General features: G+C 72.6%; 16 protein-coding genes. 11 read left to right on the top strand and 5 right to left on the bottom strand.

Features of this window, described 5'->3' with window-relative positions:
• The first annotated feature begins 67 nt into the window (after positions 1-67).
• Positions 68-1,099 (top strand): MBL fold metallo-hydrolase, encoded by a 1,032-nt coding sequence (locus B6R96_RS33395; protein ID WP_081524573.1) that lies wholly within the window; start codon positions 68-70, stop codon positions 1,097-1,099.
• On the opposite strand, the gene B6R96_RS33400 is transcribed toward B6R96_RS33395, so the two are convergent.
• Both B6R96_RS33400 and B6R96_RS33405 read right to left on the bottom strand, forming a co-directional pair.
• Positions 1,096-3,552: a CehA/McbA family metallohydrolase gene (locus B6R96_RS33400; RefSeq protein ID WP_159396402.1), complete on the bottom strand. Its 2,457-nt coding sequence runs from the start codon at positions 3,550-3,552 to the stop codon at positions 1,096-1,098. The two genes, B6R96_RS33395 and B6R96_RS33400, sit on opposite strands and share 4 nt — an antisense overlap.
• A 102-nt stretch (positions 3,553-3,654) precedes the next feature.
• Complete coding sequence (locus B6R96_RS33405) at positions 3,655-4,446, bottom strand: SDR family NAD(P)-dependent oxidoreductase (protein WP_081524575.1); 792 nt, start codon at positions 4,444-4,446, stop codon at positions 3,655-3,657.
• Positions 4,447-4,599: 153 nt separating this feature from the next.
• Between B6R96_RS33405 and B6R96_RS33410 the strand changes: the two genes are divergently transcribed.
• Positions 4,600-5,175: a TetR/AcrR family transcriptional regulator gene (locus B6R96_RS33410; RefSeq protein WP_081524576.1), complete on the top strand. Its 576-nt coding sequence runs from the start codon at positions 4,600-4,602 to the stop codon at positions 5,173-5,175.
• Positions 5,176-5,238: 63 nt separating this feature from the next.
• Here the strand turns inward: B6R96_RS33410 and B6R96_RS33415 are convergent, their stop codons facing one another.
• Positions 5,239-5,775 carry an NUDIX hydrolase family protein gene (locus B6R96_RS33415; protein ID WP_030387836.1) on the bottom strand — a complete coding sequence of 179 codons (537 nt, stop codon included), beginning with the start codon at positions 5,773-5,775 and terminating at the stop codon, positions 5,239-5,241.
• A 170-nt stretch (positions 5,776-5,945) separates the two neighbouring features.
• On the opposite strand from B6R96_RS33415, the gene B6R96_RS33420 reads away from it, so the two are divergent.
• Positions 5,946-6,311 (top strand): hypothetical protein, encoded by a 366-nt coding sequence (locus B6R96_RS33420; protein ID WP_237291590.1) that lies wholly within the window; start codon positions 5,946-5,948, stop codon positions 6,309-6,311.
• 87 nt (positions 6,312-6,398) lie between these two features.
• Here the strand turns inward: B6R96_RS33420 and B6R96_RS33425 are convergent, their stop codons facing one another.
• Positions 6,399-7,046, bottom strand: a complete 648-nt coding sequence (locus B6R96_RS33425; protein WP_081524577.1) for a hypothetical protein — start codon at positions 7,044-7,046, stop codon at positions 6,399-6,401.
• Positions 7,047-7,286: 240 nt separating this feature from the next.
• Between B6R96_RS33425 and B6R96_RS33430 the strand changes: the two genes are divergently transcribed.
• Positions 7,287-7,925, top strand: coding sequence for a GNAT family N-acetyltransferase (locus tag B6R96_RS33430; RefSeq protein ID WP_081524578.1), 639 nt, complete (start codon positions 7,287-7,289; stop codon positions 7,923-7,925).
• A 125-nt stretch (positions 7,926-8,050) separates the two neighbouring features.
• Positions 8,051-9,646, top strand: coding sequence for a hypothetical protein (locus tag B6R96_RS33435; protein WP_081524579.1), 1,596 nt, complete (start codon positions 8,051-8,053; stop codon positions 9,644-9,646).
• A gap of 53 nt (positions 9,647-9,699) precedes the next feature.
• Here the strand turns inward: B6R96_RS33435 and B6R96_RS33440 are convergent, their stop codons facing one another.
• On the bottom strand, positions 9,700-10,251 hold the full coding sequence (locus B6R96_RS33440; protein WP_081524580.1) for a MarR family winged helix-turn-helix transcriptional regulator: 552 nt from the start codon (positions 10,249-10,251) through the stop codon (positions 9,700-9,702).
• 321 nt (positions 10,252-10,572) lie between these two features.
• On the opposite strand from B6R96_RS33440, the gene ectA reads away from it, so the two are divergent.
• From ectA to B6R96_RS33470, 6 genes are all read left to right on the top strand, one after another.
• Positions 10,573-11,133: a diaminobutyrate acetyltransferase gene (gene ectA, locus B6R96_RS33445; RefSeq protein WP_030387830.1), complete on the top strand. Its 561-nt coding sequence runs from the start codon at positions 10,573-10,575 to the stop codon at positions 11,131-11,133.
• 109 nt (positions 11,134-11,242) lie between these two features.
• Entirely contained in the window at positions 11,243-12,511 is a 1,269-nt protein-coding gene (ectB, locus tag B6R96_RS33450; RefSeq protein ID WP_081524581.1) for a diaminobutyrate--2-oxoglutarate transaminase, read from the top strand.
• Positions 12,512-12,562: 51 nt separating this feature from the next.
• Positions 12,563-12,967 (top strand): ectoine synthase, encoded by a 405-nt coding sequence (locus B6R96_RS33455; protein ID WP_030387828.1) that lies wholly within the window; start codon positions 12,563-12,565, stop codon positions 12,965-12,967.
• Positions 12,968-13,016: 49 nt separating this feature from the next.
• Entirely contained in the window at positions 13,017-13,919 is a 903-nt protein-coding gene (thpD, locus tag B6R96_RS33460) for an ectoine hydroxylase (protein ID WP_081524582.1), read from the top strand.
• A gap of 106 nt (positions 13,920-14,025) precedes the next feature.
• A complete protein-coding gene (locus B6R96_RS33465; RefSeq protein WP_081524583.1) occupies positions 14,026-15,519 on the top strand; it encodes an MFS transporter in 1,494 nt (497 codons plus the stop codon).
• A 76-nt stretch (positions 15,520-15,595) separates the two neighbouring features.
• The gene (locus B6R96_RS33470; RefSeq protein WP_081524584.1) at positions 15,596-16,039 is read left to right on the top strand and encodes an SRPBCC family protein; all 444 of its coding nucleotides are present in this window, start codon (positions 15,596-15,598) and stop codon (positions 16,037-16,039) included.
• The last annotated feature ends 30 nt before the right edge of the window (positions 16,040-16,069 follow it).

A 16,069-nucleotide genomic window follows, 5' to 3' on the forward strand; every position in this document is an offset into this window, starting at 1 on the left:
GGGGTGCGGCGTACGCTCGTCGGCGGGGGAGCGTACGCCGTGCCCCGGCGGGACCGCGGGAGGATCGATGACCGCGCTCGGTGATGTGATCGAGATCGACGAACGGACCGTGCTGGTCCTCGGACAGGAACTGGACGTCGGACACGATCAGCCGGACGTCGCCAACGCCGTCGTGCACCGGGTCGGCGACCTCCTCGTCCTGGTCGACACCGGCGTCACGACGACCTTCCGCACCGCGCTGCGGCAGGCCGCCGACCGGGTCGGGCCGTGGTCCCGGGCCCTGGTGCTGACCACGCACGGTCACCCCGACCACATCGGCAACAACGACCTGGCGGACGAGCTGGGCGTGCCGGTCGAGCACTACGTCCCCGCCCCCGACCTGGACCAGATGCGCGACCCGCTGTCGTACTGGGTGTGGTCCCTCCAGCGGATCGCCGGGGCGCTGCCGCAGCCCGCGCCCGCACTCGCCGCCCGACTGGTGTCGCTCTTCGAGCCGATGCGCCCCTTCGGTGCGACCACCCGTACCTACGAGGAGCTGGCGCCGGAGCCGATCCGGATCGGCTCGCTGCGGTGCACCGGCTGGACCTTCGCCGACGGCGCGGTACGGGTGCTGCGCAGCCAGGGCCACTGCGCCGGACACGTGATCGTCCACCTGCGGGACCCCGGCGTCCTCCACCTCTCCGACGAGGGCAACGGCCCCTGCGGCGCCATGGCCGACGCCGACCAGCTCAAGATCCAGACCGCGCTCGGCGCCGCCGCCCTCCTCTTCGAGCAGGGACAGGCGGCGCTCCTCACCGACGGCCACACCTTCACCGTGCGCCGCGCCGCCGAAGCGGCACGGCACCTGGAAGGGCTGCTGGAGCAGGCCGCCACCCTGAGCGGGGCGGCCCTCGCGCTGGCCGGGCGGGGCGAGCGGGTGCGGCCGAGCGAGTTCACCGCCGGCTACGCGGAGGCCGTCGCCGCACTCGGGGCCGGCGGCGCCAACCCGAACGCGATGTTCGCCGCGATGATGGCGGTCAACCAGCTCCACGAGCTCGGCCTGCGGCCCGAGTCGACCGACCCGGACGCGCCCTGGTCCCGGCCCCGGCACAGGCCCTAGCCCGCGCTGACGGCCGTCACGTGCGTGGAGCCGTCGCGCAGGGCGGTGATGCGGACCTGCCCCGCCGGGAAGGCGTCCCTCCCGTTCGGGCCGGGTATCTGCGCGAACGGGGTCCAGGACCCGTCCGGCTTCCTGATGTTGTGCCAGATCCGTCCGTCGAGGCCCACCGCCACCACCTGGGCGGAGCCGTCGGGCGTCCCCGCGATGCCGATGGCGCTCGCCCCCATCGTGGGCGTGGTGACGCCCCGCGGCGGCCGGAAGCCGGTCCAGGAGCCGTCCGCCCGCCGCAGCTGGTGGTAGACGATCCCGTCGAGCCCGATCGCGAGGACCTGGGCCGACCCGTCGGGCATCCCGGTGATGGCCAGGGCCGGTCCCGCGAAGGTCGGGGCCCCGTTGTAGCCGGCCGGCCGCCCCCAGGGGGACCACGTACCGTCCCGCCCGCGCACGCAGTGGTACATGGCGCCGTCCGTGCCGTAACTCAGCAGCTGCGCGGACCCGTCGGGCATGGCCGTGATCGACACCTTCGTCGCGCCCCAGCGGCTCTTCGGGGTCAGGCCCGGCAGGGGCCGGAACCCGGGCAACCCGCCGTCGGCGCGCCGGAGCTGGTGGTAGGTGGTGCCGTCCATCGCCGTCACCACGATCTGACAGGTCCCGTCCGGGAAGGCCGCGATATCGGCCTCGCGGACGGTGAACCCGGTCGAGCCGTCCGGCCCCGCGACGCGCCGCCACGGCTGGAGCGTGGCGGCACCGCGTACGACGCTCAGCCACAGACCGTTGTCCGGCGCGATGCCCAGCACCACGACCGAGCCGTCCGCCATGCCGGCGGCGGCGCTCTGCACCCCCGCGAACGATCCGGCGCCCTCGGCACCCGGCAGCGGGCGCATGCTGCTCCACGCGCCGCCCGGGCGGCGCTCGGTGTGGAAGAGCACCCGCTGCTCGACGTCGTACGGGGGCAGTTGCGCGGAGTAGAACCACACCGGGTTGGTGATGGCCACCAGTTGGTCCAGGGTGGTGGAGGCGGGCTTGGGCCGGCGCACCTCGGCCCGGGCGAACATGGACGCCTTCCCCCAGCCGCGCCAGCGCAGTTGCCCGCGGCCGCTGCCGTCGATCCAGGTGGCGGCCATGATGCCCCACTCGGTGTACAGCGTGGCGATGCTGTCCGGGGCGCCGCTCACGTCCAGGGTCACGTCGACGGCATCGAAGAACGACAGGGGCAGCTCCTCGCCGGGTCCCGCGACCGCCCCGCGGGTCCGGGCGGTGAAGTCCAGTGTCACGGCGGTGGATTCGACGGCGTAGGACCGGCCCAGGCGCAGTGCGTCGAGTACGGCGGGCGTCGACAGGCTCGCGGCGTGCACCACGTTGTGGGGGCGGCCGACGGCGTCCGCGGGACTGTGCGCGTCGCTGTTGCCGACGGCGGCGACCCGCTTGCCGAGGCAGAGCATGACGTGCCAGGCGGCGATGTTGGCCGCGTCGTCCAGGGTCCACGGGCCGTTCCACACCTCCAGCGCGTCCACCCGGTCGAGGCCGAACTCCCAGAAGGATCCCGCCGCGGGAGTGAGGGGATGGGCGGCGATGGTGAGCCCGCCCAGGCTGTGCACGCGCCGGGCATGGCTCTCGAACACCCCCGGGTTCGCGGGGCCGTAGCGCCAGTCCACCCATTCGCCCTGCGGCAGACCGACCGCCAGCCAGTGGCCGTGGCGGGTGGTGACCTCCTCGGCGTTGATGACCAGCAGGTCGGTCGGGATGTTGCCGCGCCAGGTCACGCCGGTGGAGCTGGTGTTGTGGTCGGACGTGGCGATGAAGTGCAGCCCCTCCTGGCGGGCGGCCGCGACGATCTCGTCCACCGTGCGCTGCCCGTCGGAGTGCACGCTGTGCAGGTGCAGGTCGCCCCGGTACCAGCCGGGTCCCCGCCCCGCCACCGCCGTCGGGAGGATGTCGTACGGGGTACCCGGCAGCGGGTCCCCGTGGTGCAGGGTGACGTCGACCTGCCAGGCCATGCCGCCGGCGTTGCCGACCATGGGCCCCAGGATGACGGACCAGCCGCCGGGCTCGACGGGCCCGGGCGCGTAGCCGGGGGTGGCGTCCGCGGCGGAGAGGGTGAAGCCCGTCCGTGCGCCGCCCGACCAGCCGCGGAAGCCGGACGGGCCGAAGATGCCGAGGTCCAGGATGCCGGCGGCGGCGTCATGGCTGGTCTCCACGGAGATCCGCCGGACCCCGGCCGGGACGTCGAAGGCGACGTACGCCCACTGGTCGTTGCCGTACGGCGCGTGGCCCCGGTAGGTGGTGGTCACCGTGTCGGTGCCCCGGCCCCTGGTCGCGGAGTGCGCGATCGGCGCGGGAACCAGCGTGGCGGTTCCGGCCGCGGCCAGCAGGGCCCCTAATCGGAGCAGGGACCGGCGCTCGACCTGCGGTTCGGGGGCGGGCACATCACTGGGGAGGTGTTCACTCGGCACAGCCGTGCTCTCCGTTCACGTGGGGGGAAGGGAAGCCGTGCGGGACTGCGGGCCTGTGGGCGCTGTGGGACTGCGGACCCGGCAGGATCCGGAAGAGACGGCCTAGCGGCGTGAGCGCTGGGACTCGACGATCTGCCGTACCGTGCCGTCGGCGTTCGACCTCGCCTGGATGCGCTCGGCGAAGCCGGGGAACTGCCCGGCGATGGCGCTCAGCAGGCGCAGCTCCAGCGGGGCGACGTTGACCTCGCACAGGTCGCGCCGCACCGCACGTACGACGCCGTCGGCCACCTGGCCGGGCGTGACGGTCCGGATGCCGTTCGGCGTGGTGGCACCGGTGGCCGCGAACATCCCGGCGTCGCGCACGAAACCGGGCTGGACCAGGGACACCCCGACTCCCGTGCCGCTGAGCTCCTGGCGCAGGGCGAGAGCGAAGCCGCGGAGCCCGAACTTCGTCGCGTTGTACAAGGAGGTCGACTTGGTCGCCGCCTTGCCGGAGATGGAGCCGACCAGCACGATGTGCCCGCGGCCGCGGGCCACCATGGGCTCGGCGAGCAGCCGGGACAGCAGGACGGGGGAGCGGAGGTTGACGTCGAGGGCGCGGTCGAGCTGGTCCTCGGTGTAGTCGAGCAGGTCGCCGCTGGCGGGCAGGGCGGCGTTGGCGACGAGGATGTCCGCGTCCGCGCAGCTCTCGGCGAGCTTCACGACGTCGGACCGTACGGCCAGGTCGGCGACCACGGTGCGGGCGCCGCAGGCGTCGGCGGTCGCCTTGAGGGCTCCCTCCCGCCGCCCGGTGAGGGTGAGCCGGGCGCCCTGCGCGGTCAGGCGTGCGGCCAGGGCCGCGCCGATGCCTCCGGTGGCGCCGGTGAGCAGAACGTTCGATCCGGATATGTCCACGACTACTCCCGTACGGCGTCCGTCAGTTGTTCGTTCGAACGAACAGTAAGGATGGCGTGGTGTGTTGTCCACACCCCGGCCCGCCTCGGCTCCCCGGGCGCTGCCCGGGCGCTCCCCGGGTGGCGGGGTCGGCCGATGGGGCAGAATTACGCCATGCCCCATGCTTCCGACACCCGCCAGAGCATCATCGACGCCGTACTGCGGATCATCGGGCAGGACGGCATCGCCGCCGTCACCAACCGGCGGATCGCCAAGGAGGCCGGCGTCTCCCTCGGTTCCGTCACCTACCACTTCGCGACCCAGCACGAGCTGCTGCGCGAGAGCCTGCTGCACTTCGTGGCCGAGGAGACCCGGCACTTCACGACGCTCGCCGACGAGTGCTCCGACGAGCAGTTCGACATCGGGCAGGCGGCGGAGGTGGTGGCACAGGTCGCGGGCGGCAACGCCTTCGACAGCCGCCACATCGCGCCGTTCGAGCTGTACGTCCAGGCCGGCCGCGACGAACGGCTGCGCGCCGCCGCGGCCGAGTGCTTCGCCGCCTACGACCTGCTGGCCACCCGGATCCTGACGCACCTCGGCGTGGCGGACCCCGAACGCCTGGCCGGCGTGGCCGTCGCCCTGGTCTTCGGGCAGCAGCTGCGCCGCCTGGCGACGGGCGCGCCCGCCGAGGACCTCGTCGACACCCTGCTCATCCTGACGAGGTTCACCCCGGCCGCGCAGACCCCGTAGGCCCCGCCCCCGGCGCAGGCAGGCCGGCCGGGCACGGGGCGCGTCACGCGGAGCGCGGAGAACTCAGTACGTCCGCCCCACATGCGCGAGCGCCTGCTTCAGCAGCGCCGCGTGGCCGCCCGGCATCTCGCCCTGCACGGCGGCCGAGATCGCCTCCTCCGGGCTGAACCAGACCAGGTCCAGGGCATCCTGCCGAGGCCGGCAGTCACCCGTGACCGGCACGATGTAGGCGAGCGACACCGCGTGCTGGCGTGGATCGTGGTAGGGGGTGATGCCCGCCGTGGGGAAGTACTCGGCGACGGTGAAGGGCTGGAGGGACGCGGGAATGCGGGGCAGGGCCACCGGGCCCAGGTCCTTCTCCAGGTGGCGCAGGAGCGCGTCACGGATCCGCTCGTGGTGCATGACACGGCCGGACACCAGCGTCCGGCTCATCGTCCCCTCCGCGCCGATCCGCAGGAGCAGCCCGATGGAGGTGACTTCGCCGGTGTCGTCCACGCGTACGGGGACGGCCTCGACGTACAGGATCGGCATCTGGGCCCGGGCCATTTCCAGCTCGTCCCTGGTCAGCCAGCCGGGCGTAGTTTCGGTCGTGTCAGACATTCCTCGATCTTACTGACCGGCGAGGCCCGCGGCGGCGCTAAACCGTCGCGGAGTTCTGCCCAGAAGGTGACTATCTGGAGCATGATCCGGTCGGATAGCAATGGACGCGGCGCCCCGCACGGCCCGCCGACGGTCGGCGGCGACACCGGCGCGCCGAGGAGGAACGCCCCGTGATCCGCACCCGATACGCCGCCGCACTGGCCACCCTGGCCGTCACCACCCTCGCCATGTCCGCGAGCCCCGCATCGGCCGCACCCGGTGACACCCTCACCATGTGCCACAGCGCCCTCACCCCGACCGGCTGGGTGGACACCCAGTGGTGGAACAGCGGCGGTTGCGGCTCCGGCTTCACGCCCAACACCAAGCAGATCAAGGACCTCAGAGGCTACCCGGTCGGCACCCAGGTCGCGGCCTGCGCGTCCACCTGGCCGCCCGCGGGCTGGACCATCACCAACACCTACTACTCCAGCGGCTGTCGCTACTCCGCCGTCCCCAGCTTCGACGCCAACACCTGGACCCTGAAGCGCACTTCCTGACCCGCGGCGGGGGCGCCGTGGCCGACGACCAATGCGGGCCACGGCGCCCGGCGCCAGCGACCGGCGGCCCCGGCCCACCCGCGGGCCTCAGGTCTGCGTGCGGCCCACGAGCAGGATGCGGTCCTGGAGCAGGGCCTCCGCCCGGTCCAGGCCCATCCACAGGTCCAGCCACACCTGGTCCTTCCGCATCCCCGGCTCGTCGAGCGGGGCCGACACCCACGTGAACACGCCCGTGAGGATCTCGCGCCGACGCTCCGGAGCCGTCACGGACAACGCGAAGGACAGGGCGAGGCCGGCCCGGGTGATGACGGTCCGGTTCTCGAGGTCGGGCCGGACCCGGACGCCGGTGAGGTACCGGGGCTCGTCGAGGATCTTGAGCCACTCCAGGTGCGCCCCGGGGGCCTGTTCGGCCAGACACCCGGCGACGGAATCGCGTACGGCGGCCGCCGGGTCTCCCAGCCAGCCGAGATAGTGTCCGCACCCGGTGAGCTTCTCGAAGTCGTCGACGGTCGGAAGCCCGTAGTTCGGATTCTTCTCGAACACCCCGGTCGGTTTTCCGTCGGCGCCTACGAGCCACACGCCGAGGATCGCTTCCGTGGGGACGTAGCCGTCGGGCCGACTGGCGTATTCGGTGTCGATCTGTGCGACGGATCCGCCCGGGTTCTCCGCCGCTGCCGCCAGGAGCTCAGGCGGATGCGGCACCACCCCGCGTTTGCGTCCGAAGAAGCGCCTCATGCCCTCCACCCCTCCCGCGCGCCGCCCGCGGTCCCGTCGGGGCTCGGCCCGGCGCCGTCGTCGTGCACCGCGGAATGCTCGCACGGCGACGCCCCGGCGGGCAGCGGGACGGGCGTATTCAGGACGCGCGGACCACCTCACCGGCCCGCCCCTGCGGTGCGGGTGGTGAGCGGGTGGAGCGTACGGCGTGTCCGGCCGGCAGGGCCGGTTTCGCCCGCGCCCGCTGCCTAGCGTGGCTCCATGAGCACACGTCCAGCACCTCCGTCGGCCGGGTACGGGATCCGGTTCGCCCGGCCCGCCGAGTCCGGGGCGGTCGCCGCGCTCCTCGCCCGCGCCTTCGCCGACGACCCGGTCATGGCCTGGATGGTTCCCGCCGCCGAGCGGGAACGCCGGATCACCCGGTACTTCCGGCTGGCCCAGCGTCAGCAGCGGCCGCGCACCGGCGCCGTCCGGGTCGCCGCGACGGGCGAAGGGCGGCTGCTGGCGGCCGCGCTGTGGTCGGGCCCCGGGCGCTGGAAGCCCTCCCCGCTCCAGGACCTGGCCGCGCTGCCCCGGTACGCGGCTGTCTTCGGCCTCCGCGGGATGCCGCGGGCCGGGGAGGTCCAGAACGCCATGCACGAGGTCCATCCGCGGACACCGCACTGGTACCTGCCCTCCGTGGGGACGGACCGGGGACTTCAGGGGAGGGGGGTCGGCTCGGCGCTGCTGCGCCAGCAGTTGGCCGACTGCGACCGGCTCGGACAACCCGCCTACCTGGAGTCCAGCGCGCCCGCCAACGTCCCCTTCTACGAACGGCTGGGCTTCCGCGTCACCGGTGAGATCCGGCTCCCGGGCGGCGGACCGACGCTGTGGCCCATGTGGCGCGATCCCCACCGCTGACGGGGGTCTTCAACCGGCGTGCTCGGCCTGGTCATTGACGAGTCGATCACCCTTGTGTTCCGCATACGTGTTCTGGAAGCCTCCGCTTGACTCACCTGTCACACGAGCAACGGAGCAACCCCCGCATGCCCTCAAGTCGAATACGTCGCGCCTGGCTCTCGGCCGCCGCCGCGGCAGCGCTCGCGTTCACCGGTCTCGCAGGACCGGCGACGGCGAAGGACCTTCCGCCCGATGTGCCGGGGTCCTGGATCCAGGAGCCCCGCGCGACCGAAGGCGCCCCCTCGGCCTTCGGTGCCCGCGCTGCCGCCGTCCCCGGCGGCCCCGCCTCGCCCGGCGATTTCACGCTGTCGCCGGGCGAGATGAACGCCGAGACCACCCAGAGGGTCGCCCGCCTGGCCTCGGTGCTGCCCGAGTCGGGCGTACAGGACCTGCTGGCCGCGGCGAACCGTCCCATCGAGCCGGGGTGTTCCCGCGACCCGTTCGCCGCCGCCCCCGACCCGGCCGTCAAGTACTGCCTGAAGGACGACGACTCCGTCTCCAGGGAGTGGGTCCCGCAGGGTTTCACCGGCGTCTCCGACGCCAAGGACAACGAGCTCTGGGGCGCGGCCGGGAAGATCCAGCTGTTCGCCTCCTACGACGGCTGGGACCCGGGCCGCGAGAGCGACCCGAACCCGGCGGCCGGCGACTGCACCGCCGCCGAGCTGGAGGCCAATGACGCCTGCAACCAGAAGGGCGTCCGGATCACCTTCGTGCAGAGCCGGAACAACCCGGCCACCGGCAGCCCCGAGATCAAGTACCGGCACGTGCTGCTGGGCTGGACCTATGTGAACTCCGCGGACCACGTCTCCTTCGACGGCCTGCACGCCGCCGAGTACCCGATCCAGAAGGGCGTCCACGCCGGTGGGATCGTCTGGTACGGCAACTACCTCTACGTCGCGGACACGCGGGGCGGCCTGCGCGTCTTCGACATGCGCTTCATCATGGACCTCGACCCGGACGGCGACCCCGCCACGCACGACCGGATGGGCACCGACGCCGACGGGGTGAAGACCACCGCCGACGTCGAGGACAAGACGAAGGTCGGCCGGCACGACAACGTCTGGTACAGCTTCGGCTACCGCTACGTCATGCCGCAGGTGGCGGCGTGGAAGTTCAAGGCGACGCAGAGCAACCCCAAGGGCTCCTTCGCCTGCGTCTCCACCGGCGCCCCGAAGGCGTCCTACATCTCCCTGGACCGCAGTACGGGTCCGGACCGCCTGATCATGGGCGAGTACTGCCGTCCGGAGAGCGGCTACCCCTCCACGGGCCGCATCGCCTCCTACCCGGTCGCGGCCCTGGAGCAACGCTCCGCGGACGTGACCGCGCAGGGCTGGGCCAACTACCTGCCCCTGGCCAACGGCGGCGCCCAGGGCGCGGCGGCGTACAACGGCACGCTGTACGTGAACGAGTCCAAGGGGACGGACGAGCCGGGCAACCTGTGGCGCTACCTCTGGAGTGACGGCCGGCTGGTCCAGGACGGTCAGGCCGTCAAGACCGCCCGGGGCGCCGAGGACCTCTACGTCGAGCGCGGCACGGGACGCCTGTGGTCCCTCTCCGAACACCGTCCGGGCTCGGCGGACGACTGCCGGGCGAACCCGGGCCCCGGTGATCCCGCGGGCGCGGACTTCTGCCAGCGGGTGCTCTACGCACACGAGTTGAGCTGGCTCGACAGCCAGCCGTAGTCCCGGCCGCAGCCGCGGCCCCCCGCCCCGGCCGCAGCCGGGGGCGGCCCGGCTCAGCCCAGGGCGTACGGCTGCACGCACCCCAGGAGGTCCGGGATGGCGTGGGGTCCGTCCCCGGCGGGCTGCGGGCCCGTGGCGGCGAACGCGCCGAGCGCGCCGATCAGTACGGTGCGTTCGGCGGGCCGGAGCCGGGCGAGGGCGGCGGCCGTCTCCGCCCGGCGCCGGGCCGTCACCTCGCCCACCAGCCGCAGGCCGGACTCCGTGGCGGTGAGCACCGTCTCCCGCCGGTTCTCCCGGTTGGGCCTGCGGTCCGCCAGGCCCGCGGCGATCAGCCGGTCGATCATGCGCATGGCGGTCGAGGGGTTGACCGCCATCAGCCCTGCGAGGGCGACCAGTTTCACGTGCCCGCGCGCCACCAGGACCTCGAGCATCCGGAACTGGGCGAGCGTGACCCCGTGGCCGCCGCGGCCCCCGTCCCCGGCGGCCGCCAGGGCGCGGGCCGCGATGGACGCGAGCCGTTGGGCGGCGGCCAGCACCGCGTGCGTCACCTCGTCGATGTCGTCCGCGGCGGGTGACGGATCCGCGGGTCGCCGTTGCTCGCTCATACCCCTTTGTACCGCCCGGCCGTCCGGGACACACGACGGGCCGAAAGGGCCCACTCGCCTTTCCCGTTATCCGGAGCCGAAACGGGGGGACTCGCGAATGTCGTGGCTTTCACACCGCAAATATGGCACAGGGCAAAGACGTTACAGTCTCGTTATCTTTCAGAATTTTGGGATGGCTTGTCCGGATAAATAGCGGTTTTCTTCGTGGGGGAGAACGGGCCAGGACCACCCCGGCGCCGCTGCCGGATAACACGGACGCAGCGTGTACGGAACCCCGTTCGGGCATGTCTTTTCAGCCGATGATCGGTAGCTTCGGCCCGCATGACCGGTGCTCATGCAGACCTGGCCACCCGCCCCCGAACCCCCGCCCCCACGACGAGTCCCTCCGGAATCCGGGCCGACCGCCCCGACCTGTGCGACGGCCCCGACCTCTGGCGCATCGCCCGCGACGCGAAGACGCTGGACGTCAACTCCCCCTACAGCTACCTGCTCTGGTGCCGTGACTTCGCCGCCACCTCCGCCGTCGCCCGCGACGGCGACGGCCGGCCCGTCGGCTTCGTCACCGGGTACCTGCGCCCCGACACCCCCGCCACCCTGCTGATCTGGCAGGTCGCCGTCGACGCCGACGCCCGCGGGCTGGGGATCGCCGGGCACCTTCTCGACCACCTCACCGCACGGGTCGCCGCCGAGCGCCCGCTCGACGCGCTCGAGACCACCATCAGCCCGGGCAACACCGCCTCGGAACGGCTGTTCGCGTCCTTCGCCGAACGCCACGGTGCCCAACTCGCCCGGGAGGTCCTCTTCGCGCAGGAGCACTTTCCCGGCGGCGCCGGACACCACGACGCCGAGGTGCTGCACCGCATCGCACCCCTGGCCCTCTGACACCGGCCACCACCCCGGCCACCGGCCACCACCCCCGGCCACCGACCACCACGTCCATCACCGTCCGCGACCGTCCGCCGGCGGACACCGCAGGAGAGGCAGGTCCCCCTTGACCACGACAGCACCGAACCCGACCGTCTTCGACACCGTCGAGTCGGAGGTACGCAGCTACTGCCGCGCCTGGCCGGTCGTCTTCGACCGCGCGGAGGGCAGCCGCCTCCACGACGAGAACGGCCGCTCCTACCTGGACTTCTTCGCGGGCGCCGGCTCCCTCAACTATGGGCACAACAACCCCGTCCTCAAACAGGCACTGCTCGACTACATCGCGCGCGACGGCATCACGCACGCCCTGGACATGTCGACGACCGCCAAGCGGGCCTTCCTGGAGACCTTCCACTCCACCGTCCTCGCCCCCCGCGGACTGCCGTACAAGGTGATGTTCCCGGGCCCCACCGGCACCAACGCCGTCGAGGCGGCGCTCAAGCTGGCGCGCAAGGCCAAGGGGCGCGAGGCCGTCGTCTCCTTCACCAACGCCTTCCACGGCATGTCCCTGGGCTCGCTGGCCGTCACCGGCAACGCCTTCAAGCGCGCGGGCGCCGGCATACCGCTGGTCCACAGCACGCCCATGCCCTTCGACAACTACCTCGGCGGCCGCGTCCCGGACTTTCTCTGGTTCGAGCGGCTCCTGGAGGACAGCGGATCCGGCCTCAACGACCCGGCCGCCGTGATTGTTGAGACCGTGCAGGGCGAGGGCGGCGTCAACGTGGCGCGCGCGGAGTGGCTGCGCGCCCTCGCCGACCTGTGCCGCCGCCGGGACATGCTGCTGATCGTCGACGACGTCCAGATGGGCTGCGGACGGACCGGCGACTTCTTCTCCTTCGAGGAAGCGGGCATCACACCCGACATCGTCACCGTCTCCAAGTCCATCAGCGGCTACGGACTGCCCATGTCGCTCTGCCTGTTCAAGCCCGAGCTCGACATCTGGGAGCCCGGCGAGCACAACGGCACGTTCCGCGGCAACAACCCCGCCTTCGTCACGGCGACCGCCGCACTGCAGACCTACTGGCGCGACGGCGTCCTGCGCGAACGCACCCGTGTCCAGGGCGCCCGCATCGAGCAGGCGCTCGTCGACCTCTGCGCGGACCACGAGCGGGACGGCGCCTCGTACCGCGGCCGCGGCATGGTGTGGGGCCTCGAGTTCACCCGCAAGGAGCGCGCCGCCGAGGTCTGCCACCGGGCGTTCGAGCACGGCCTGCTCGTCGAGACCTCCGGGCCGGAGAGCGAGGTGGTCAAGCTGCTGCCGCCGCTCACCGTGTCGGCGGACGAGCTCGACGAGGGCCTCGACATCCTCGCGCGGTCCGTCCGCGAGACGGCCTGACCCGCCGCCCCCACCACCCCACCCGCCGCCACCACGAAAGGCAGCACCACCATGATCGTCCGATCCTTCCAGGACATCGAAGGCACCGACCGCCACGTCAGGGCGGCGTCGGGCACCTGGGAGAGCAAGCGCCTCATCCTGGCGAAGGAACGCGTCGGCTTCTCCCTCCACGAAACCGTCCTGTACGCCGGTACCGAGACGTCCATGTGGTACGCGAACCACGTCGAGGCGGTCGTGTGCGTCGAGGGCGAGGCCGAACTCACCGACGAGGAGACCGGCGAGAAGCACACCATCACGCCCGGCACCGTCTACGTCCTCGACGGCCACGAGCGCCACACCCTGCGCGTCGTCCGCGAGTTCCGCTGCCTGTGCGTCTTCAACCCGCCCGTCACCGGCCGCGAGGACCACGACGAGAACGGCGTGTACCCGCTGCTCACCGAGCCGGACCCGGTCTGACCCACCCCGCAGGAACCCACCGACCCCGAGAGGAGAGGCAAGCACCACCATGACCACTGTCTCCGAACGCACCCTCGCCGACCTGTACCCGACCCGGGGCTCCGAAGAAGTCCTCATCGGCCGCAAGGACCCCGTCGTGTGGTCCGAACCCGGCACCCCCGGACCGTTCTGGGCGCGCGAACTGGAGGACTTCGAACGCGACGGCTTCCTTGCCGCCGAGCAGCTGATCGGCCCGGAAGAGGTCGAGGAGTACCGGGCCGAGATGGACCGGCTGGTGAGCGACCCCGCCGTGCGGGCCGACGAACGGGCCATCGTGGAACCGGGATCGGGCGAGGTCCGCTCGGTCTTCGAGGTCCACCGCATCAGCGAGGTCTTCGCGCGCCTCGCCGCCGATCCGCGGATCGCGGACCGCGCCCGGCAGATCCTCGGTTCCGACGTGTACGTCCACCAGTCCCGCATCAACGCCAAGCCCGGCTTCGGCGCGAGCGGCTTCTACTGGCACTCCGACTTCGAGACCTGGCACGCCGAGGACGGCCTGCCCCGTATGCGGACGGTATCGGTGTCCATCGCCCTCACGCCGAACCACACGACCAACGGCAGCCTGATGATCATGCCGGGTTCGCACCGCACGTTCCTCGGCTGCGCGGGCGCGACGCCGAAGGACAACTACAAGAAGTCGCTGCAGATGCAGGACGCCGGAACGCCCACCCCCGAGGCGCTCACCCGGTTCGCAACCGCCTGCGGCATACGGCAGTTCACCGGGGCCGCCGGATCGGCCACCTGGTTCGACTGCAACGCGATGCACGGTTCCGGGGACAACATCACCCCCTACCCGCGCAGCAACGTCTTCCTGGTGTTCAACAGCGTGGACAACCTGCCCGCGGAGCCCTTCGCGGCCCCGATCCGGCGCCCGTCCTTCATCGCCTCGCGCGACTTCACGCCGCTGCCCTGAGGCACGCACCCGGCAAGGCCGAGTGGACAGGGGCGGACACGACTGGACAGTGACCGCCCCTGTCGGGCATGGATTGTGGACGCCGCCCGACACGAGGCTGTGCGCCATGAACCTCGGACGCACGAAGAACGAAACCGAACCCGGTGCCCCACCCCGCCAGGGGGCCGCACTCGCCGCCCTGGCCGCAGCGCAGTTCGCCGTGATGCTGGCCACCTCCATCGTGAACGTTGCGCTGCCACAGATCCGCTCCGGAGTGGGCCTGTCGGACGGCGGCACCACCTGGGTGGTCAACGCCTACGGCCTGGCGTTCGGCGCACTGCTCCTCGCCGGCGGCCGGGCGGGCGACCTGCTCGGCCGCCGCCGGGTGCTGATCTCCGGCCTCGCCGTGTTCGCGGCAGCCTCGCTGGCGGCGGGACTGGCCGGCTCGCCGGGCCTGCTGATCGCCGCCCGCGCCCTCCAAGGCATCGGCGCCGCCGCCATCGCACCCGCCGCGCTCGCCCTGGCGATGGACCTGTTCCCGCCCGGCCCCGGCAGGGGCCGGGTCCTCGGAGTGTGGGGCGCCGTCTCCGGCGCGGGCGGCGCGGGCGGCGTCCTGCTGGGCGGCGTACTCACCCAGGCATGGGGCTGGCCCTGGCTCTTCCACGCCGTCGCGCTCGGCACGACGCTGGTCCTCATCGCCGTGGCGACGCTCGTACCCCGCGCCGGCACCCGCGGCTCCGGACGGTTCGACCTGCTGGGCACCGCGACCGTCACCCTCGCCCTGACCTGCCTGGTGTGGGCACTGACCAGCGCCCGCGCCCAGGGCTGGACCGACCCCGGAGTGCTGGCCGCCCTCCTGGGCGCCGCCGCGCTGCTCGTGGTCTTCGTCCTCGTCGAACGCCGCCGACCCGACGCCCTGGTCCCGGCCCGGCTGTTCACGGCCGGCCGGGTCGCCGCGGGCAATCTCCTGATGGCGCTGCTGGGATCCGTATGGATCGCGCTGTTCTTCTTCCTCCCGCTCTACCAGCAACAGGTCCTCGGCATGAGCCCGCTGGCCACCGGGGCGGGCCAACTCCCCCTCGCCGTCGCCAACATGCTCGGCGCGATCCTCGCGCCCCGCATCGCCGCCCGCATCGGCACCACGGCCACCCTGATCACGGGCCTGCTCGCCGAGGCCGCGGGGCTGCTGTGGCTGTCACGGATGAGAGCGGACGGGAGCTACCTCGTCGACGCCCTCGGACCGAGCGTCCTGGTCGGCCTCGGCCTGAGCCTCGCTTTCGTCCAGCTCACCGCGCTCGCCGTGGACGGCGTACCGCGGCAGGACACCGGCCTGGCCGGCGGACTGGTCAACACCACGCGCCAGGTCGGCGGCGCGATCGGGCTCGCTGCCCTCGCCACCCTCGCCGGCTCCGTCACCGCCCATGCGGCCACCCATCAGCCCCACCTGGAAGCCCTCACCGCGGGCTACCGGGCCGCCTTCGCGGTCTCGGCCGCGGTCCTGGCCGCCACCGCGCTCCTCGCGGTGCCGCTGACCCGCCCGCTCCGCCGCTCCCGCCGTGCCGTCCCGGAGGCCACGCCCTCCCCGCAGGGCCGGGCGACCGAACACGCACCCGCCGCCTGATCCACGTCTGATCCACAGCCCATCCCTCCGGGAACCCGATGATCCGGCGACCCGGCCACCCGAAGAAGACTCATCCATGCACACCACCATCGACACCACGGCCCCCGTCGCCGTCCGCCTCTCGACGGTGATCGACGCCTCTCCCGCGACCGTCTGGGAGCTGCACACCGACATCGACGACTGGGCGGCCTGGAACGACGGCGTCGACCGGGCCCGGCTGAACGGCCCGCTGGAGGTCGGCAGCAGCTTCACCTGGCTCACGCACGGCCTGGAGATCACCTCCACCGTCCTCGAACTGGTCCCCGGACAGCGGATCGTCTGGGGCGGGACCGTCGACGGCATCGTCGGCATCCACGTGTGGACCTTCGAGGAGTCCGGGGCCGGCGTCACCGTCCGCACCGAGGAGTCCTGGAGCGGGGACCCCGTCGACGCCGCGGTCGACGAGCTCACCGCCGCCCTGCGGGCCTCCCTGCAGAGCTGGCTCGACAGCCTCAAGGCACGCGCCGAACAGCCCGCCTGACCGTCACCCCGCCCGCCCCACCCCCCACCC

The organism is Streptomyces sp. Sge12 (assembly GCF_002080455.1).
Taxonomy (GTDB): Bacteria; Actinomycetota; Actinomycetes; order Streptomycetales; family Streptomycetaceae; genus Streptomyces.

Bases quoted from the DNA above. Each gene is read 5' to 3' on its own strand.
- B6R96_RS33395 (WP_081524573.1), top strand. From the start codon at position 68: ATGACCGCGCTCGGTGATGTGATCGAGATCGACGAACGGACCGTGCTG.
- B6R96_RS33410 (WP_081524576.1), top strand. From the start codon at position 4,600: ATGCCCCATGCTTCCGACACCCGCCAGAGCATCATCGACGCCGTACTG.
- B6R96_RS33415 (WP_030387836.1), bottom strand. From the start codon at position 5,775: ATGTCTGACACGACCGAAACTACGCCCGGCTGGCTGACCAGGGACGAG.
- B6R96_RS33425 (WP_081524577.1), bottom strand. From the start codon at position 7,046: ATGAGGCGCTTCTTCGGACGCAAACGCGGGGTGGTGCCGCATCCGCCT.
- B6R96_RS33430 (WP_081524578.1), top strand. From the start codon at position 7,287: ATGAGCACACGTCCAGCACCTCCGTCGGCCGGGTACGGGATCCGGTTC.
- B6R96_RS33435 (WP_081524579.1), top strand. From the start codon at position 8,051: ATGCCCTCAAGTCGAATACGTCGCGCCTGGCTCTCGGCCGCCGCCGCG.
- B6R96_RS33440 (WP_081524580.1), bottom strand. From the start codon at position 10,251: ATGAGCGAGCAACGGCGACCCGCGGATCCGTCACCCGCCGCGGACGAC.
- ectA (WP_030387830.1), top strand. From the start codon at position 10,573: ATGACCGGTGCTCATGCAGACCTGGCCACCCGCCCCCGAACCCCCGCC.
- B6R96_RS33455 (WP_030387828.1), top strand. From the start codon at position 12,563: ATGATCGTCCGATCCTTCCAGGACATCGAAGGCACCGACCGCCACGTC.
- thpD (WP_081524582.1), top strand. From the start codon at position 13,017: ATGACCACTGTCTCCGAACGCACCCTCGCCGACCTGTACCCGACCCGG.
- B6R96_RS33465 (WP_081524583.1), top strand. From the start codon at position 14,026: ATGAACCTCGGACGCACGAAGAACGAAACCGAACCCGGTGCCCCACCC.
- B6R96_RS33470 (WP_081524584.1), top strand. From the start codon at position 15,596: ATGCACACCACCATCGACACCACGGCCCCCGTCGCCGTCCGCCTCTCG.